The sequence below is a fragment of the uncultured Dysgonomonas sp. genome (assembly GCF_900079725.1).
Taxonomy (GTDB): Bacteria; Bacteroidota; Bacteroidia; order Bacteroidales; family Dysgonomonadaceae; genus Dysgonomonas.
In genome coordinates, this window is the sequence record NZ_LT599032.1 from 4,693,833 (window position 1) to 4,711,680 (window position 17,848).

14 protein-coding genes are annotated in these 17,848 nt (G+C 38.5%); 8 read left to right on the forward strand and 6 right to left on the reverse strand.

Features of this window, described 5'->3' with window-relative positions; genetic code table 11:
* Positions 1-16: 16 nt before the first annotated feature.
* Positions 17-778 carry a DUF3823 domain-containing protein gene (locus QZL88_RS19185; protein WP_296944090.1) on the forward strand — a complete coding sequence of 254 codons (762 nt, stop codon included), beginning with the start codon at positions 17-19 and terminating at the stop codon, positions 776-778.
* 73 nt (positions 779-851) lie between these two features.
* Here QZL88_RS19185 and QZL88_RS19190 read toward each other — a convergent pair whose 3' ends face one another.
* Both QZL88_RS19190 and QZL88_RS19195 read right to left on the reverse strand, forming a co-directional pair.
* Complete coding sequence (locus tag QZL88_RS19190; RefSeq protein WP_296944092.1) at positions 852-2,423, reverse strand: sulfatase; 1,572 nt, start codon at positions 2,421-2,423, stop codon at positions 852-854.
* A gap of 149 nt (positions 2,424-2,572) precedes the next feature.
* The gene (locus QZL88_RS19195) at positions 2,573-3,301 is read right to left on the reverse strand and encodes a GntR family transcriptional regulator (protein ID WP_006797843.1); all 729 of its coding nucleotides are present in this window, start codon (positions 3,299-3,301) and stop codon (positions 2,573-2,575) included.
* A 147-nt stretch (positions 3,302-3,448) separates the two neighbouring features.
* On the opposite strand from QZL88_RS19195, the gene QZL88_RS19200 reads away from it, so the two are divergent.
* The 7 genes from QZL88_RS19200 to QZL88_RS19230 all read left to right on the forward strand — a co-directional run bounded on the left by QZL88_RS19200 (position 3,449) and on the right by QZL88_RS19230 (position 12,636).
* A complete protein-coding gene (locus tag QZL88_RS19200; protein ID WP_296944096.1) occupies positions 3,449-5,179 on the forward strand; it encodes a class I mannose-6-phosphate isomerase in 1,731 nt (576 codons plus the stop codon).
* Positions 5,180-5,197: 18 nt separating this feature from the next.
* Positions 5,198-6,358, forward strand: coding sequence for an MFS transporter (locus tag QZL88_RS19205; protein WP_296944099.1), 1,161 nt, complete (start codon positions 5,198-5,200; stop codon positions 6,356-6,358).
* Between the two features lie 2 nt (positions 6,359-6,360).
* Complete coding sequence (locus tag QZL88_RS19210; protein WP_296944101.1) at positions 6,361-7,458, forward strand: ROK family protein; 1,098 nt, start codon at positions 6,361-6,363, stop codon at positions 7,456-7,458.
* A 394-nt stretch (positions 7,459-7,852) separates the two neighbouring features.
* Positions 7,853-8,560: a helix-turn-helix domain-containing protein gene (locus QZL88_RS19215; RefSeq protein ID WP_296944104.1), complete on the forward strand. Its 708-nt coding sequence runs from the start codon at positions 7,853-7,855 to the stop codon at positions 8,558-8,560.
* Between the two features lie 203 nt (positions 8,561-8,763).
* Positions 8,764-11,112: a TonB-dependent receptor gene (locus QZL88_RS19220; RefSeq protein WP_296944106.1), complete on the forward strand. Its 2,349-nt coding sequence runs from the start codon at positions 8,764-8,766 to the stop codon at positions 11,110-11,112.
* Positions 11,113-11,131: 19 nt separating this feature from the next.
* Positions 11,132-11,941 (forward strand): DUF4249 domain-containing protein, encoded by an 810-nt coding sequence (locus QZL88_RS19225; protein ID WP_296944109.1) that lies wholly within the window; start codon positions 11,132-11,134, stop codon positions 11,939-11,941.
* Positions 11,942-12,039: 98 nt separating this feature from the next.
* Positions 12,040-12,636: a nitroreductase family protein gene (locus tag QZL88_RS19230; RefSeq protein ID WP_296944111.1), complete on the forward strand. Its 597-nt coding sequence runs from the start codon at positions 12,040-12,042 to the stop codon at positions 12,634-12,636.
* A 77-nt stretch (positions 12,637-12,713) separates the two neighbouring features.
* Here the strand turns inward: QZL88_RS19230 and QZL88_RS19235 are convergent, their stop codons facing one another.
* The 4 genes from QZL88_RS19235 to QZL88_RS19250 all read right to left on the reverse strand — a co-directional run bounded on the left by QZL88_RS19235 (position 12,714) and on the right by QZL88_RS19250 (position 17,842).
* Positions 12,714-14,993 carry a hypothetical protein gene (locus QZL88_RS19235; protein WP_296944114.1) on the reverse strand — a complete coding sequence of 760 codons (2,280 nt, stop codon included), beginning with the start codon at positions 14,991-14,993 and terminating at the stop codon, positions 12,714-12,716.
* Between the two features lie 12 nt (positions 14,994-15,005).
* Positions 15,006-15,581 (reverse strand): DUF3575 domain-containing protein, encoded by a 576-nt coding sequence (locus tag QZL88_RS19240; RefSeq protein WP_296944117.1) that lies wholly within the window; start codon positions 15,579-15,581, stop codon positions 15,006-15,008.
* Positions 15,582-15,638: 57 nt separating this feature from the next.
* Complete coding sequence (locus QZL88_RS19245) at positions 15,639-16,763, reverse strand: clostripain-related cysteine peptidase (RefSeq protein WP_296944119.1); 1,125 nt, start codon at positions 16,761-16,763, stop codon at positions 15,639-15,641.
* Positions 16,764-16,918: 155 nt separating this feature from the next.
* The gene (locus QZL88_RS19250) at positions 16,919-17,842 is read right to left on the reverse strand and encodes a thioredoxin family protein (RefSeq protein ID WP_296944122.1); all 924 of its coding nucleotides are present in this window, start codon (positions 17,840-17,842) and stop codon (positions 16,919-16,921) included.
* Positions 17,843-17,848: the final 6 nt, after the last annotated feature.

A 17,848-nucleotide genomic window follows, 5' to 3' on the forward strand; every position in this document is an offset into this window, starting at 1 on the left:
CAAAAATATTGACGATATGAGAAATACTATATTATATATTGCTTTGTCTCTATTGATGTTCTTGGGAATGGCATCGTGCGCTGATGACAATTATCCTGAGCCTAAAGAGACATTCAGAGGTAAGTTTGTAGAAAAAGGAACAAATAAGCCTTTTCAGACAGCTATTGGGAATACAGGTGTACGCATCCGTATGATGGAGTATAGCTGGAGTGATACGCCTCAACCATACGATTTTAATTGTAAAATGGATGGAACATTCAATAATACAAAGATATTCAAAGGTGAATATGGAATTATACCGTCCGGTGCATTCGTACCGCTACCTGAAGAGAAAATGACCATTAGCGGTACAGTGGAAAAAACGTATGAGGTAGAACCTATCCTCAAGATAGAATGGGATGGAGAACCGGTTGTAAATACAGACAGAACGGTAACAGTAAAGGTGAAAGTTACATATGGATCTGATAATGCAACATATCAGAAACCTCTGGTCGAAGGTTGGTTATTTATAAGCGAAACCGATTATGTAGGTGATTTTAGTTATAGCCCTAATTACTCAGTTAAATGTGACCCTGCCAAAATGGGAGTGGGAGCTTCTGAAATTTTAGGACCTAACGGAACTACTTTTACAATAAATACTTCGTCGGCATCAAAGTCTTTCCCGGACTATGCCCGAAAGTATTTTATCAGATTCGGGGTACGCACCTCTGTTACGTTTGATGCAACAAATCGTTATAATTATACCGAGGTAAAAGAAGTTTCTATTCCAGCTAGTTAAAACAACAAATGAGAGTATAAAAAGAAAACGGTAAGATTAATCTTACCGTTTTCTTTTTATATGGCCTCAGATACTATTCTGTAACTTTCAATTCTTTTCTTTTCTCTTCGAGAAGTATATGAAGCCGTTCTCTTACCTTCGAATATTTCTTATCATTATACACATTATTAACTTCTGTCGGGTCTTTTTTCAGGTCATATAATTCCCAGCTATCAATATCCTTGTCGTTGATTTCCCCTTTGCCGTACCAATGTATAAGTTTATACCTTTTGTCCCGTATTCCGTAATGCTTGCGTGTCATTCCTACAGCGGGATAATCATAGAATTGATAATAGAGATTATCTCTCCATTTATCAGAAGTTCCGGTCAATAATGGGATCAGTGATTCTCCGGCCATGTCATCGGGTTTATTAACTCCGGCGGCATCCAGAAGGGTTGGTGCATAATCTATATTTTGAACAAGTTCTGTACATTTTGTCCCTTTTTTTGCTCCCGGTAAAGCGATAATAAGCGGTGTTCTGAAAGCTTCTTCGTACATGAAGCGTTTGTCATAGAGCCCATGCTCTCCCAGATAGAAACCCTGATCGGAAGTATATACAATAATCGTGTTTTCCATAAGGTTATTATTTTCCAGGTAGTCAAGTAATCTGCCCACCTGGACATCCACACTTTTTATTGTGCGGCAATAGTCTTTGATATATCGTTGGTATTTCCATTGGGTGAGTTTCTTTCCTTCCGGCCTGTTAGCAAGGAAGTCCTTATTTTTTTTATCATACGATTCGTTCCATACTCTGAGTTGCTCAGGTGTTAATGTACTTATAGCCATGTCAAAGCTCGCTTTGATATAATCCAGTGTCGGTTCGTTTTGCAGTTGGGAAATTTTCAGGTCGAAGGCATATCCGAGATGCTTGGCAACAGAAAGTTCGTGTGTTTTCATCTGTTCGCCTCTGGTACTATAATTATCGAATAAAGTAGCCGGTTCGGGAAATTCAACGTCTTCATACAACTCGAGATATTGGAGGTCGGGCATCCAGTTTCGGTGAGGAGCTTTGTGATGAACCAATACACAGAACGGTTTGTTTTTGTCGCGGAATATAAGCCAGTTCAAAGCATCATCAGTTACAAGATCGGTTGCATAACCCTCTTCTTGTATATATTTTCCGTCCGATTCCGGTGTTCTGAACTTTGGATTGTAATATTCGCCCTGATCATCAAATATCTTATATGTATCAAATCCTTTCGGTTGAGCGCTCAAGTGCCATTTGCCGAACAATGCGGTCTGATAGCCTGCATTTTGCAAATACTCTACAAAGAATTTTTTGTTGGGCTTTAATCCGTAACCAAGGTGTGTTTGCCCATGTTGGTGGCTATACATTCCTGTCAACAGCGTTGCTCTACTGGGAGTAGAAATTGAGTTTTCTACAAATGCATTATTAAAGAGCATTCCGTTTTGCGCTATCCGGTCCAGATTGGGAGTAGGAGCAAGCTTCGAAATAGGATGGCCATATGCGCTTAATGCCTGAAAGGCATGATCATCGGTCATGATGAACAAGATATTCATCGGTTTTTTTATGTCTTGGGCTATGATTCCGTTGCTGATGCATGCGGAGATACCAAGTAAAGCATATAAAGGTGAATTTTTCATGATATATTAAATAAAATCGAAGTATATTCTATATGTATATACATATGCAAATATATTAAATAAATATCTAATAGATGAAGAAAAATAAAAGAAACTATATAGAAAAAGCCTTCTGAAGAGAAGGCTTTTATTTTGTATTAAGAAGGCTTTTATCTTTGGGCTTCCAGTGTATATGTAAAGCTGTCAGCTCTGTAGTAACCGATGTTGTATTCTATCGGTACATCGTTGATATCATATACAAAACGTTTTCGAATCAGTATAGGGTCGTTGGGTGATATTTCCAGTTTATCGGCTATAAAGTCTCCGGCTAATCTGGCACATATCTCTTCTTTAGATGTTTTAACGACTATATCATAATTATGTTCTAACAATTCGTACAGAGGAATGTTGAAGTTTTCTTCTCCCGTAAGAGGTATGCTGGGATTGAAATAAGATATGAAATATACGAAGGGATATTCTTCGCTACCACGAACCCGTTCTAGTTTCAGGCAACGTGTATCCACTTCCACATTGAAAAAATCAGCTACTTCCTTATATACCTTTTGAGTTCCGATAAAAAGCTCAAAGTTCTTAATCTTTATCCCCAGCATTTTCATCTCCTGTGAGAAACTCAGCCAGTTTTTCACGCCACCGACAAAGCCTTTCCGGGCGACTTTGGTGCCATAGCCTTTTCTGCGTACAAGAAGTCCTTCGAATACAAGTTTGTTAATCGCCTGCCTTAATGTGTTCCTGGATATATTAAATTGTTTGGACAATTCAATCTCTTTGGGCAGCAACTTCCCGTTTTTGTATTCTTCTTCGTCTATCAACCTCCGAAGGAATTCCTCTGCTTGCAGATGAAGAGGCTTTGAGCTTTCACGATTAACTTCTATTTTCATAGCTTCTTGTTTATATGAATTGTTCAACAGTTTTACAAAATAACATAAAAAAATATTGGTAAACAAAAAAAGATGTATATATTTGCACAATGATATATATGTATGAACATATATTGTTTTTTGAATAATATTTATAAATGATATACTATGAGGAAGCCCAATTATGACAAATATCCCGCAACAAAGATCAAAGGTGCTATAATAGAGGGATGGAGAGATATTTTGCAGTCATTAAAAGGTACGTTGAATACATGTTCTGTTATTGGTATAGATATGTATGTAGGTGTTCATGAAGATGAAGTAATATCACATGTCAATGCTATAGAACCTGACTTGATATTTAATACAAGGGATTTGTTTAAATCGGAAGATGAAATCCGAAAAATGACAGAGCGGTTTATGACAGATGATGTCTTGTTCGGTTATATGACTAACCTGTCGATGGTAGACTATTTCGATACGGAGAAATTAACGAAAGCCCGAAATCAGATTAAAAACTGTATAGGTACTGTGATTGTCGTCGGTAGCGGAGCGTCACTTGTTGTTCCGGATTCAGCCTGTATTGTATATATTGATATGGCACGATGGGAGATACAGCAGCGATTCCGTTCACGCAGTATTATGGCTCTGGGGCTGGACGACAGAAATGAAGCCACTTCTTTGCAGCATAAGCGGGGATACTTTAACGATTGGAAAATATGTGATGCACATAAGAACACCTTATATAACAGGGTTTCGTATTGGGTAGACACTCATGTGAAGGAACATCCAAAAATGATAGACAAGGAAACTTTCTTCAGTGGTATCGAAGCAACCATAAAGAAACCTTTCCGGGTAGTTCCGTTTTTTGATCCGGCGCCATGGGGTGGCCAGTGGATGAGAGAGACATTCGATTTGGATAAGGATAATGTGAATTATGGGTGGTGTTTCGATTGTGTCCCTGAAGAAAATAGTCTATTCTTGAATGTCAGTGGAACCCTGTTTGAGATGCCCGCAGTAAATGTGGTGTTCCTGAAAAGCCGTGAATTATTAGGAGAGCCTGTCGAATCCCGCTTTGGAAAGGAGTTTCCTATCCGCTTCGATTTTCTGGATACAGTACAGGGTGGAAGCCTGAGCCTTCAGGTACATCCGACAACACAGTTCGTGCACGAATCTTTTGGTATACATTATACACAGGACGAGAGTTACTACATGGTTGATGCCAAAGAAGATGCTGTTGTATATCTTGGACTGAAAACAGGGATAGACAAAGACGAAATGATTCGTGACCTGGAAAAGGCGGAAAGAGGTGAGATCGTATTCGACGCAGACAAATATGCTAATAAGATCCCTGCTAAAAAACACGATCATTTTCTGATACCGAGTGGAACTGTTCATTGTTCCGGACCACAAGGGGTTGTGCTCGAAATAAGTTCTACACCCAACCTATTTACATTTAAACTCTGGGACTGGGAGCGATTGGGCCTTGATGGAAAACCCCGCCCCATAAATGTAGAAAGAGGTAAAAAAGTAATTGACTGGACAAGGGATACGGAATACACACATAAGAATCTGGTGAATATATGTTCTACTGTATCTGAAGGCGATGGGTGGTTGGAAGAAAAAACCGGATTGCACCCCAACGAATTTATTGAGACAAGAAGATTCCGTTTTTCGAAAAAGACATCTCATAAAACCAATAATAGCGTAAATGTATTGAACCTGGTAGAAGGTGAGGAAGTTATAATAGAAGACCCTAAAGGGGTGTTCGAACCTTTTGTTGTGCATTATGCAGAAACATTTATAATACCGGCGGCATTGGGTGAATATACGATTACCCCGACAGGAAAATCGGTGGGGCAGGAGTGTATTGTAATAAAAGCGTATGTACGGTTTTAACAATATAGAGCTAAGCTTATGACTGAAAATAAATCAAATAGCATCAAAATACTTATACCTATCCTGTTCAGTTTCTTTGTAATGGGAATGGTGGATATAGTTGGCCTCTCGACCAATTATCTGAAAAAGGACTTTTCCCTTGATGAACTGACTTCCAGCATTATACCGATGATGGTATTTTTCTGGTTTGCGATATTTTCCATACCTACCGGATTATTGATGAACCGCATAGGACGGAAGAAAACCGTACTACTGGCTATTCTTATTGAATGTATTTCATTGATATTACCTTTTCTCTTCTACGATTTCTATGTGGTGATTTTCTCATTCGCCCTGCTGGGTATTGGGAATACTATCTTGCAGGTCTCACTGAACCCTTTGGTCGCTAGTATTGTGCATGATAGTAAGCTGGCCGGGACTTTGACTTTCGGACAGTTCATAAAGGCTGTGTCTTCCTTCGTAGGGCCTATTATAGCCAGCATGGCCGTGAAGAATTACGGGGATTGGAAACTTATTCTGCTTGTGTTTGCTATTACATCGCTTGTTTCGTTTATCTGGTTGTACTTGGTGCCTATCAAGAGGGAAGAAAACGTGGATACTAAGCAGGCTTCTTTTGGCAATACATTAGGATTACTGAAAGACAGCCTTATATTACAGATGTTCCTTGGTATTTTGTTAATAGTGGGTATCGACGTCTGCATGAATGTAAATACACCCCAATTATTGGAGCAAAGATTAGGCTTTACTACCGACGATGCCACATTAGGTTCCAGCCTTTATTTCGGGGCAAGAACGTTTGGTGCTTTTTTAGGTTCGATTCTTCTTCTGAAGATTAATCCATCGAAGTTTATGAAAATCAATATGCTGATTGCGGTTCCTGCATTTCTTATGCTCATGTTTTTATCAGATAAATGGTTATTGTTTGCTGCCGTATTTATAATCGGTCTGACATGTGCCAATGTGTTTTCCATCATATTTTCAGTTGCTATGCAATATCGTCCGCAAAAAGCAAACGAAATATCATCATTGATGATAATGGGGGTTGCCGGAGGTGCTGTAGTAACACCATTGGTGGGCGTTGTGGCAAAACATTTCGGACTCGGCATCAGTTTCGGCGTTTTATTGCTAAGTGCAGCTTATATCTACATATTATCACTTAAATTTGAGAAAAAATCATAGTTATGTATATTAACGATCAACGGATAGTATTAACACTCGATGCAGGAGGAACAAACTTTGTATTCTCAGCTGTTCAGGCATATAAGGAAGTTGGAGAGCATCTGGTTCTGCCTGCTGTTTCTGACGATTTGGATAAATGTTTGGAAGTGTTGGTGCATGGATTTGAAACGATAAAGGCAGGACTGGCAGCCGAACCTGTGGCTATAAGCTTTGCATTTCCGGGGCCTGCCGACTATAAGAATGGAATAATCGGAGACTTACCCAACTTTAACGCTTTTCGTAACGGTGTCGCATTAGGCCCGTATCTTCACAATAAATTTAAAATACCGGTATATATCAATAACGATGGAAATTTATTTGCATATGGTGAAGCGTTGCATGGAGCATTACCGATGGTTAATTACTGGCTGGGAAATGCCGGAAATCCAAAACGTTATTCAAACTTGTTAGGGGTAACATTAGGAACAGGGTTTGGCGCAGGAGTAGTTATAAATAAGACACTTCTTACCGGAGATAACGGATGTGGTGGCGATGTATGGATAATGAAAAACAAGAAATACCCGGAATATATAGTCGAAGAAAGTGTAAGTATACGTGCTGTCAAAAGGGTTTATCAGGAATTATCGGGGAAGGATAGCATGCATCTCAGTCCCAAAGATATATATGATATAGCAGAAGGAAATATCCCAGGCAATCGCGAAGCTGCTATCAGGAGTTTCGAGGAGATGGGTGAAATGATAGGTGATGTGATGACCTATGCTCTTACTATTGTAGATGGTATTCTTGTTATCGGCGGTGGACTCACAGGGGCTTCGAAATATATACTTAATGGTATAATAAAAGAATTGCAGGGAAACGTAAGGATGTTCGGTGGAGCTTCTTTCTCAAAAACTCAGATGGATATATATAATCTGATGGATGAAGAGGACAGATGTAAGTTTTTACAAAATGAAGATATACAGGTGAAAGTTCCCGGAAGTGATGAACTGGTTTATTATAATAAATCGAAAAAGACAGGTGTAATTATATCACATATAGGGACCAGTGAAGCAGTTATGTATGGCGCTTATGCGTATGCTTTACAACAATTGGATAATTAAAATTTAAGTAAAAAGAGATAGGTTTAGGTTTCCGTTTTTTTTTAAGTATACCATGATATGTTTATTGTCATGGTATATTTTATTTTGTCTGTATGTGTTAAATTTTTATTAAGATTTATTGTGAGTTACTTATTTGCAGTCGCGTTAGTAGCTACCGACCGGGATTTCTTATATTCATGTAATATTAGTTTATAACAGATATTTCTTTCATCGGATTAATTATTCATACCTTTGGTCTTGTAAAATAAGTGATCCACCGCTCCTGCGCGATTGCATTGAGTGGAAGCAGAGAGAGGAGGGTGCTGAGGAATCTTCCTGAAATCTGCTAATTACTTTTAAAGTGTTAAAATTCTGCATAAATAAAAACTCTATTTATCTATACTGCAAAAACATTATGGCGAAGTATGGAGCAGAACTGACCGAAAAGATTGTAACCCTGATTGAAGATGAGTTTTTTACCGTATCGCAGGTATGCAAAGCGGTAAACATCAGCAGGGAGACTTTTTATAGTTGGATGAATACCAAAGACGATTTTCGTCACGAAGTGGAACAAGCGGTAGTGCGCCGTGAAGCCGAACTGATGACGATGGTTCATGCATCGTTGAAAAAGAAGCTCGAAGGTTATTACACAACGGTGGAAAAAGACATTTATGTCCCCGGTGAACATGCAGGTGAACTTGTCTTTAAGCAAAAGATAATTACCAAAAAAGAGTGTCCACCAGATCTGAGAACAATAAAGATGTTGCTGAACAGACAGGATAAGAAGAATGTCCTCTCCCGGTCTTCGCAAGGGGAGGAGAACCCTGCTAAAGAATGCACAATGAAGTATGAAGCCGGGACTTTGGAAAAAACAGAAGCAGCAGATAATGGTATGGAACAAAAAACAGTAGAAGAAATATTGGAAACTTGTGTCGCGGCAATCACGGAGTACCCTCCGAAAAACGAACATATGGAAAGGAATATGAAAGTACTGACTTCTTCACAAAAAAGAAAAGCCGAACATAAAAAGAAGAAAAATATGACAACCGAAAAAATTAAAAAAAAGTGTCAGATGTGTCAGGTTTTAACAAAAACAGATACAAGTGGACAAGCAAACCAGTAGACAAGTTTTAATCTTGTATCTCGTTTACTTGTCAACTGATCGCTGTTTTCTGCTTCCTGCTAAAAATGAAAATTTAACAGATAATTCTAAATTGTTCGTCGGGAAATAAAATTAATTCATCGATTTATCGTTGTGTATAGGTGATTGAAGAGGTAATTTTGACCTATGAGTAATTTAGGTACTAATATTAAACTAATTAACGTATGACATTACATTTTAACTCAACCCAAAGAGGGCGGTTTGTTTTTTTCTTTGGGCTGATTTTCTTCTTTTTATTTTCAAATTTTACAAATGCCCAGACTTATAAAATAAAAGGAGTAGTTTACGATTCGCAGACAAAAGAATCGTTGATCGGAGTTCCCATAATAGTGAAGGATAATCAGGGCAGGGGTGTTGCTTCCGACGAAAAAGGAGATTATATCTTAACACTACCTAAAGGGAATTATACTCTACAAATAGAGTACATAGGTTACGAAAAAAAGGAAATTGAGATTTCTCTCTCTAAAGATATGCGTCAGGAAATAGAACTTAAGCAATCTGCTATCGGATTAAAAGAGATAGTTGTTTCGGGTGAACGTGCCGACGCCAATGTTTCATCACCGCAGACAGGGGTAGAGCGGCTCGAGATAGAGAAAATAAATAAATTGCCTGTACTATTGGGGGAACGCGACATTATTAAAACGATCCAGCTTACACCCGGTGTACAGGGTGCAGGAGAAGGAAGCTCAGGCTTTTATGTACGGGGAGGTAGCGCCGACCAGAATATGATACTGTTGGATAATGTACCTTTATATAATGCATCGCATTTGATGGGGTTCTTTTCTACCTTCAATTCAGATGTGCTTCGTGATGTAACCTTATACAAAGGTTCTATGCCATCTCCTTATGGGGAGCGTTTGGCTTCGGTACTCGATGTGCAGCAACGTAACGGCGACAATCAGGATTACCATGTATCCGGAGGCATCGGGCTTATTTCATCCAAGCTGAATGTTGAAGGCCCCATTCAAAAAGGTAAGTCGTCGTTCCTCATTGGAGCCAGACGTACCTATGCCGATGCTATGGCACGTTTGTCAGGTGCTAAAGACGCACAAAACGCTTATCTCTATTTTTATGACCTGAATGCCAAAGTGCATTTTAGTTTATCGGACAAAGACCAGCTCACTTTTTCCGGATATCTGGGGAGGGATAAAATGGTGTTGAAAGATGCTGCTGAAATCAATTGGGGCAATATGTTCGGTAATCTGAAATGGAACAGGGTTATCAATAACAAATGGAACTCCAGTACATCCGTGTTTTACAACCAGTATAACTACTATTTCGGAATGGAAATAGGAATGGATATGAATGGTAGAGCTAAGATAAAAGATTACGGAGTAAGGCAAGAGTTTATTTTTCAGCCAAATAAAAATAGTCTGTGGAAAATGGGGTTAAGTTCAACCTATCATGATATAGGTCCCGGCGATTATGAACTGAATGCCGAGCAAGATAATTCATTGAACCTGCTTCACCGTTATTCTTCCGAAAATGCAATATATGCCTCTAATGAAATAAAACTCTCAGATAAACTGGAGGTTATCTATGGTCTGCGTTTATCTGCATTTATGGCGTTGGGTAAAGGTGAATTTTATAATCTGGATGAAGAGAATAATGTGACCGACAGTGTGTGGTATAAAGGAGGTAAAGTAGTGAAAACTTACGTGAATCTCGAACCTCGCTTATCAGCAGCTTATAAACTCAATAAAGTATCTTCTGTTAAGGCTGCTTATGCACGTACAGTGCAGAATATGCATTTGTTGACATATGCCGCACAAGGTACACCGTTCGACCGTTGGACATCGAGTTCGAATAATATTAAACCTCAGATTGCCGACCAGGTTTCTATTGGTTATTTCCGAAATTTTTCCAATAATATGTTTGAATTCAGCGTAGAGACTTATTATAAAGATATGCGGAATCAGATAGATTATAAGGATAACGCTAACTTTCAGACATACAATGCAGTGGAAACTGAATTGCTGTATGGGAAAGGCCGTGCCTATGGCCTCGAACTGATGTTTAAGAAAAGGTTGGGACGACTTACCGGATGGGTTGGTTATACGCTATCCAAATCGGAAAAAAAGATCGACGGAATAAATGATGGCGAATGGTATAATGCTTATCAGGACAGAACGCATGACCTCTCTATTGTGGGAGTTTACGAGCTGAACCGCAAGTGGACGTTGTCTGCCGCGTGGGTATATTATACAGGTAATGCTATTACTTACCCGAGTGGTAAATATCAGATAAATGGGAAAGATGTAATGTATTACGCCGAACGAAACGGTTACCGTATGCCGGATTATCACCGTCTGGACCTGGGTGCTACCTGCCTGCTGAAAAAGACTTCGAAATTCGAATCTGAGTTGGCGTTCAGCCTTTATAACGCTTATGGTAGAGAAAATGCTTATATGATTCGTTTCCGTACTAATAATGATGATACAAGCAAGACATCGGCTTATCAGTATTCGTTATTCAGGTTCGTTCCTTCAATTACATGGAATTTTAAGTTTTAACTCCAATTAATAAGATATTATGACCAATATATTCAAAATATGTAAATTGACGGCTGCAATAGTATTATTAATCTTTACAGCCTATTCCTGCGAGAAAGAAATTGATGTAGATCTCCGTACGGTTCCTCCGCGTATAGTAATTGAAGGGATGGTTCCGCAAAATACCTTGGCAATGGTACGTGTAAGCCAAACATTGGATTTTAGCGATAATAGCGGTTATCCGTTTCTGAAAGGCGCCATTGTCAAAATATCGGACGATGCCGGAAATTCCGAAGTACTGGAGCAGGATAATACCGGATGGTATGTAGCTCAAGAACTGAAAGGTGAAGAGGGGCGGACATACAGTTTATCTGTAAACTATGAAGGGAAGGAATATACGGCTACATCGAGGATGCCGAAACAGGTGAAAATCGATTCGCTTACGATAACTAAGATTTTAGCTATGGACTATGGCTTACCGGTGGTGCATTTTACAGATCCTGTTGGCAAAGAGAACGAGTATTATCGTTGCTTGGTTTACATAAATGGTAAACAACGGGCAGATGTAGGGGAGATTGTGATAGACACTGAAAATTCCGATGGTAGCGATATGCACATGCCGCTTACAGTACTTTCGTCGAATGACGATGTTGATCCTATCCAACAGAATGACGAGTTGTTGATCGAATTTCAGAGTGTAGATAAACCGTCGCATACTTTTTACGAAAATCTGAGCCAGGCTGAGAATTCTCTGAACAATCCGACAACGAATATCAAAGGAGGCGCTTTAGGTATCTTCAGCGCATACTCTTATGATCGGATGTCTATCATTGCAAAATGGGAAGAATAATAAATCAGACATGATCTGATAAGAGAACAGTTTTAAAAAATATATATTGCCGGTGGTTTTAGAGGATCACTGGCAATATTAATTCAATATAAATAAATATGAAAAGTAAATTTATATTACTCGGTACATTTATTACAATTATGCTATTTTCAGGTTGTAACGGATCGGATAATGGCACAATATCAAAGAAGGAAACGGTGCTTTCGGTTATACATGGAAGAAAGAGTGTCCGAAGTTTTATAAAGGACAGGCCTGTATCGGATGAAGATGCTAAAGCTCTGGTAAGGGCCGGAATGGCTGCCCCTTCGGGTAAAGATACCCGTCCGTGGGAGTTTATCATTATAAACAACAGAGATATTTTGGACAAGTTGGCAGAGGAGCTACCTACAGCTAAAATGCTTTCTCAGGTTCCTATGGCTATTGTAGTTTGTGGCGATACTACAAAATCCTCTTACTGGTATCTGGATTGTTCTGCAGCTACTCAAAATATCTTATTAACGGCCGAAGCATTAGACTTAGGTGCAGTGTGGACTGCTGCTTATCCTTACCCGGACCGCATGGGGACAGTAAGCAAAAATATAAGCTTGCCTTCTCATATATTACCATTAGTGGTCATCCCGGTAGGTTATCCGATGGGACCACAAAGTGTGAAGGACAAGTATGATGATAAAAAGATACATATGAATAAATGGTAATTATATAAAAAACTCTCTAAGTGTTTAACTTAGAGAGTTTTTATTTTTGGATTTTCTGTCGTCTTCAACAACCAGACCTAAATAGCAGCGTCAGCTTCTATCTTATCCAACTTAGGTTTTAATTTATATATATTTATCAGGCTTTTGGTTTCCATATCCCGTGGTGCTCTGTATATTTTAGAATTATCCAGTTCACAGGCTTTTAATAAGTATTCTACAGCTAGTTCTTTTTTATTCAAACGGAAACAAACGATAGCTAAAAGGTAGTTTACATTGGCTGTCTGTTCCAACTGTATCAGCAGATTATAGGCCCGGTCGTTATATCCCATGCTGGTAAAACACAATGCTGTATTGTAATCCGGATAATTGGCTAATATTTCCAGAGCGTCCCAGTATTGACGGTTTTTCAGTAAGCGTAAGCCTTCATAATATTCGCTTCGGAATTCACTTTGTATAGAATCAGTTGCTTCCATTCCCGGACGGCTCATATTGAATGCCAGTTCTATTTTATGCAGTTTCGGATAAATGGAATCGCGTATGATTCTATAATCTTCTTTATACAGTTTTTTGATTTCCTCTTCACAGGCATCCGGGAATGTCGCATTCGAGATCATATGCAATATTTCGCCTTTGTGTTCAATATCATCTCTTTTCTGGAGCAGTCTTACCAGCCCGTTCCAATCTTCGCCTATATACCGTATTTTGAAAATATTTTCCACATCTATGCTGCCTCCATATGTTTTGTTCAGATGGTCTTTGATTGCTTCCACACGTTGTTTACTCAGGTATGCATTGTTGTCGAAAGATCCGTCAAGAGCAGTAGAGGCGGTCATTACCACACTATCCATGTCCAACCCTTTCTCCTTTGTGAAAACATTATAAGTACTCATAAGTGTATCAATTTGCATCCTGTTATTTTCATGGCGTACATTGAATACAGCTTTGCCCGTTGCGAATTTTGGATAAATAGTCAAAAGACTATACATATTACGATACAATTTGGTCTTCTTTATCGTTAGTGTCGTATCTATTAGTTGGTCTATAGATGATATCAGGTATGTGAGCGTATCCATTCTCGGGAAAGTATATCCACTCTCGTCTATTGCCCTGGCATGTCCTTTCATTGTAATACGGATCTTCTTCAATCCGGCAGTGACAGGATATTCGTGATTATAGAGATATATAAAATCTGAACCGGTATCAGCTATACTATCCAATTTGACATCCTTGCGGATTTCATATGGTACCAGTTCTCTGAATTTATAGTTCTTGAGACTGTCTTTCATCTCGTTCTCTATAATTTTGTTATAGAAATAACGGTGCTTTGATATATCGACAGAATCTCTTTCGCTCACCGAATGACTTTTGATATCTTCCACTGTATGACCTTCTGCATGCACTTCTTTAAATTTCCGGGGTACTGATTTTTCTTTGATTTCCCGTTTTAATCTGTATTGAGGCAATAATCCGGCCCGTTTTTCAAATTTTTTATTGTAGTTCGCACTTATACCTGTCGTATCTTTATCTGTAGCCAGATTTTTTACTTTAAGGAATTCTGCTTCTCTCTGATATTTGTGCCATAGGGCAAGACGGTTAGCTTCTTGCTTGACATTGAATGTCATATAACGGCTTTCCAGCATCTTTTTCCATTTCTGATAATCCATCATGTCGTTCCATTCAGATTTATATAGGCCGAGATAGAGGCTCTGGCGGTCATATATATCTTTGGCTATGCCTTGCTTGTCAAGAAATACACTGTCATAATCTTTTTTGTCGACTATAGATGCCAGATATTCGTCATAGGCATCATAGCCACTCTGTTGTTTATTATAAAAATCCTCACCTTTTATTATTAAATCCTTTAATGGTACTACAGAATCGTTGTGTAATAGTTGGGGGCTAAGGGTTATGCTCCAGTTCGATGAAATTAATTCTTTAGGTACCCGTACCAGGAAATTGACCGATACCCGTCCATCGCGTTCGGGTGTGAAGCTTGAACGCGAAGTTACTACTACCTCATTTAACCGGTAGACAGTATTTGCATCTAACTTGTTAGCAGTGTTATACGTTGCTTCATTGCTCGCCTTATCTTCCTTATTTGTATAATTAACTACCTCGGAGAGCATGCCACCTGAAGAGAAAGAGTCACCTATTTCGTCTCCCGGCGGTAATTCCAACTTCACATTTTTATATTGCATGTAAAGTGCTTCTGTCATTATTTTATCCGAACGGCACGACATTACAGCCAGCGAAATCGAACTTATAGTCAATATGCTGTAAGCTAAAGATTTTAGTGGTTTTATAACATTTGTCGCGTTCTTTTTTCCTTCAATGTTTTTATAATCTTCTCTTTTCATAAATCCTTTATATCAGAATAAATAAACCAAACTTATCGCAGCCTTATTCGGGGACAGAAAGAATCCTGACCCTTCGTCTATTTTCTCCCCGCATTTTATACAAGGATATTTATCGTAATTGGAATATACACCCCCTATACCTAATTCGAACTCCAGATTCCATTGCCTTCGTATGGGTTTTGAAAAACCAAATGAGACTCCTCCTCCGTAGCCCATCCCGTCGTAGCGGTAATCGCTTCCGAATAATCCGCCGACATTATACCTGCTGATGATTGCGTTGAATCCTATAAAATAACTGTAACTGTAAGTTTCATTGAACCAGTAGCGTGTACCCGGCAGGAATGTCAGGTTTTTCATCTTTTTATTGTCTGGAAATGTCCATGGATTATATTGTACATGTAAATGTAGAGTCCATTGGTTACTCACAACGGCCGAACCTTCAATATTCAGTGTCGTGGTAGCTAGGCCCAGCATATCTGTTTTAACCGAATAAAATTGGGCACTTGCTTTGTTTATTGTGCCGAGTAACAATATCGACCCAAACAACACGATCTTTAAACTTCGTGTATTTAACAACCTCTTTATCATTTTTATCTCTTATATTTTTGGTTTTCCTTACATTTACGGATATTTACCTTTAGTCAATCAATTGCCCGATATCTTTCGATACCATTTCAACTTCTGATATTCAGTATTTAGATACGGAAATTGTTCTTGTTCGATATATGTAGTTAATCCCGAGTGTCTTTTTATTTCAAAACCATTATATCCATCCATGAATAGAGGGGTAGCCGCCTTATAAATAATGCAGGAATTAATAGCCTCTGATAGTTCCAGTCTTTGTATCTCAGTTTCAAGATATGATGAGAAATAGTCTTCGAAATCAAAGAAGAGGTGGTATGTATATCTGTCGAAATGCTGAATTGTACCTATATCGAAAGTTTTGTCGGTATTGTAGCTCTTTTTTACAATATTGCCTAAAGCGTCTAACTCGGATGTTTTTATTATACTCAGTGTAGCAGAATTGAGAAATCCTGATTGCGAGCTGAAATAATTAAATGCTGACTGGGCAAATCCTTTCAGGTTAGCAGAAGACTCAAACAAATAATCTATAGCAGACTGTTTGTAAATCTCAGTAAAACCAGGGGAAACTATTTCGGCAGAAGAAGCCAGTATATAATCTGTTTTATCCTTAAGCTCGTATGCTACTTCAATACCAGCCATAAAGCAGGCCTCGAAGATTATAAAATCGAAGCAACTGTCAGGTATAGCATTGGCAAAATCGGTGATATCCATTTCCTGTTTATTATCGTTTAATACTGATTTGGGATTTTTCAATGTTTCCTGAGGCAGCCATCCTGAAGCATGAGAAAATAGGATGAGGCCATATGATGGTGCCGGATACATTACTTTTACTTCATTGATGATATGGCCGAAAACCTTACTGTCTGCAGAATTCTCTTCTTCATATGTATGGATAATTTCTATTATAGGATTTCCTTTATGACATGTGCATATTTCTATCAGTTGTGGAGATGCATCGGACGGGTCGCTATAAATCAAAAGTTTACCCTCATTGTCTTTGTTCCAGCCAAGACGGATAGCTTCTATCTTTTCATAAACTTCGTCAGACAAACTATTATCTCCCCCCAGATATACGAGTATTATCCTGTTTGCAGGAGGCATATCTTCATCATATATACAGGATACTGATAGTATTGCTGTTAATATAATTATCGCTGATTTGAATATTTTACTGCCAATTGTCATTGATATTATTGTTTTAGAAGAGATTAATTTCCTTTTTTTAATAAATCCTGCGAATCTCCCGACTCACAGGATTTCAGACTTTACAAAACTACACATATCTTCAACTTCGGTGTTTCCAATATGTGGATGAAGACAAATTTTTATGAATCATAGTATTAGCGAAGGGCTTTCTTTTCATCGTTTATTATTTTTATATCAGATTCTTTATGAAGCAGATCGGTTTCCTCTAATGTATCGAACCTGTCTACAACTAGTCCGTCAGAATCGATCAAATACATTATGGGAACTGCCGCTACTCCGTAATTCTTAAAATTCCCGCTACTGAATGATTGATAATCACACAGTTTATTTTTCCACGGGAAATTTTCGGCATATTTCGTATATAGTGTTTTGTCGGTGTCTGCCGACAAACTGATTATATCTATTCCTTTCTCCGATAATTCTTCATACCTGTCGGTTATATTTGACAATAATGATTTACAGTCGGGGCAATTACTATCATAGAAAATGACGAGTTTCTCCTTATTTCCGATCCATTCCAATCCTATAAGGGCGGGGGCTTTTGTTCCACGCAGCATCATTGCAGTGAGTAGACGCATGGCTATCTCGCTGTCGTCGTTCGCGCTTATATTTATCCCATTGGAATATGCTACGATACAAGCAGCTATTTTCTCTTGATTTATACCGATTAAGACTTCTGCTGATTTGCGGACTAAGGATTCGATAATTTCAGGGTTTTCTATAGCAGTGCGCTCTATTATCCTCTTGGATATATATGTAAATTCATCGGTCGGAAACGCTTGAGCCGGATTTTTACTGAACAGGCTTATCCAGTCTTCAATAAACTTATCCCATACTGGTGAATCATACAGTTCTGCGAAGTTTAAAGTATCACATACATATGCCTTCAGTACTTCCTTTTCGGTATCTGTATTTACAGATTTCAACTGGTAGTATCTGTCTTCTATATCAGAGTAATTCTCATGTGATTGGGATTGGTTATGGGAACACGATATAGCAAATAGTAATACTATTATGCATGTATACGCTAATATTGGATATGATATGTTTCTTTTCATCTATTA

What these genes read in the sequence shown, in the direction of transcription:
- QZL88_RS19185 (WP_296944090.1), top strand. Translation starts at nt 17, where the DNA reads ATGAGAAATACTATATTATATATTGCTTTGTCTCTATTGATGTTCTTG.
- QZL88_RS19190 (WP_296944092.1), bottom strand. Translation starts at nt 2,423, where the DNA reads ATGAAAAATTCACCTTTATATGCTTTACTTGGTATCTCCGCATGCATC.
- QZL88_RS19195 (WP_006797843.1), bottom strand. Translation starts at nt 3,301, where the DNA reads ATGAAAATAGAAGTTAATCGTGAAAGCTCAAAGCCTCTTCATCTGCAA.
- QZL88_RS19200 (WP_296944096.1), top strand. Translation starts at nt 3,449, where the DNA reads ATGAGGAAGCCCAATTATGACAAATATCCCGCAACAAAGATCAAAGGT.
- QZL88_RS19205 (WP_296944099.1), top strand. Translation starts at nt 5,198, where the DNA reads ATGACTGAAAATAAATCAAATAGCATCAAAATACTTATACCTATCCTG.
- QZL88_RS19210 (WP_296944101.1), top strand. Translation starts at nt 6,361, where the DNA reads ATGTATATTAACGATCAACGGATAGTATTAACACTCGATGCAGGAGGA.
- QZL88_RS19215 (WP_296944104.1), top strand. Translation starts at nt 7,853, where the DNA reads ATGGCGAAGTATGGAGCAGAACTGACCGAAAAGATTGTAACCCTGATT.
- QZL88_RS19220 (WP_296944106.1), top strand. Translation starts at nt 8,764, where the DNA reads ATGACATTACATTTTAACTCAACCCAAAGAGGGCGGTTTGTTTTTTTC.
- QZL88_RS19225 (WP_296944109.1), top strand. Translation starts at nt 11,132, where the DNA reads ATGACCAATATATTCAAAATATGTAAATTGACGGCTGCAATAGTATTA.
- QZL88_RS19230 (WP_296944111.1), top strand. Translation starts at nt 12,040, where the DNA reads ATGAAAAGTAAATTTATATTACTCGGTACATTTATTACAATTATGCTA.
- QZL88_RS19235 (WP_296944114.1), bottom strand. Translation starts at nt 14,993, where the DNA reads ATGAAAAGAGAAGATTATAAAAACATTGAAGGAAAAAAGAACGCGACA.
- QZL88_RS19240 (WP_296944117.1), bottom strand. Translation starts at nt 15,581, where the DNA reads ATGATAAAGAGGTTGTTAAATACACGAAGTTTAAAGATCGTGTTGTTT.
- QZL88_RS19245 (WP_296944119.1), bottom strand. Translation starts at nt 16,763, where the DNA reads ATGACAATTGGCAGTAAAATATTCAAATCAGCGATAATTATATTAACA.
- QZL88_RS19250 (WP_296944122.1), bottom strand. Translation starts at nt 17,842, where the DNA reads ATGAAAAGAAACATATCATATCCAATATTAGCGTATACATGCATAATA.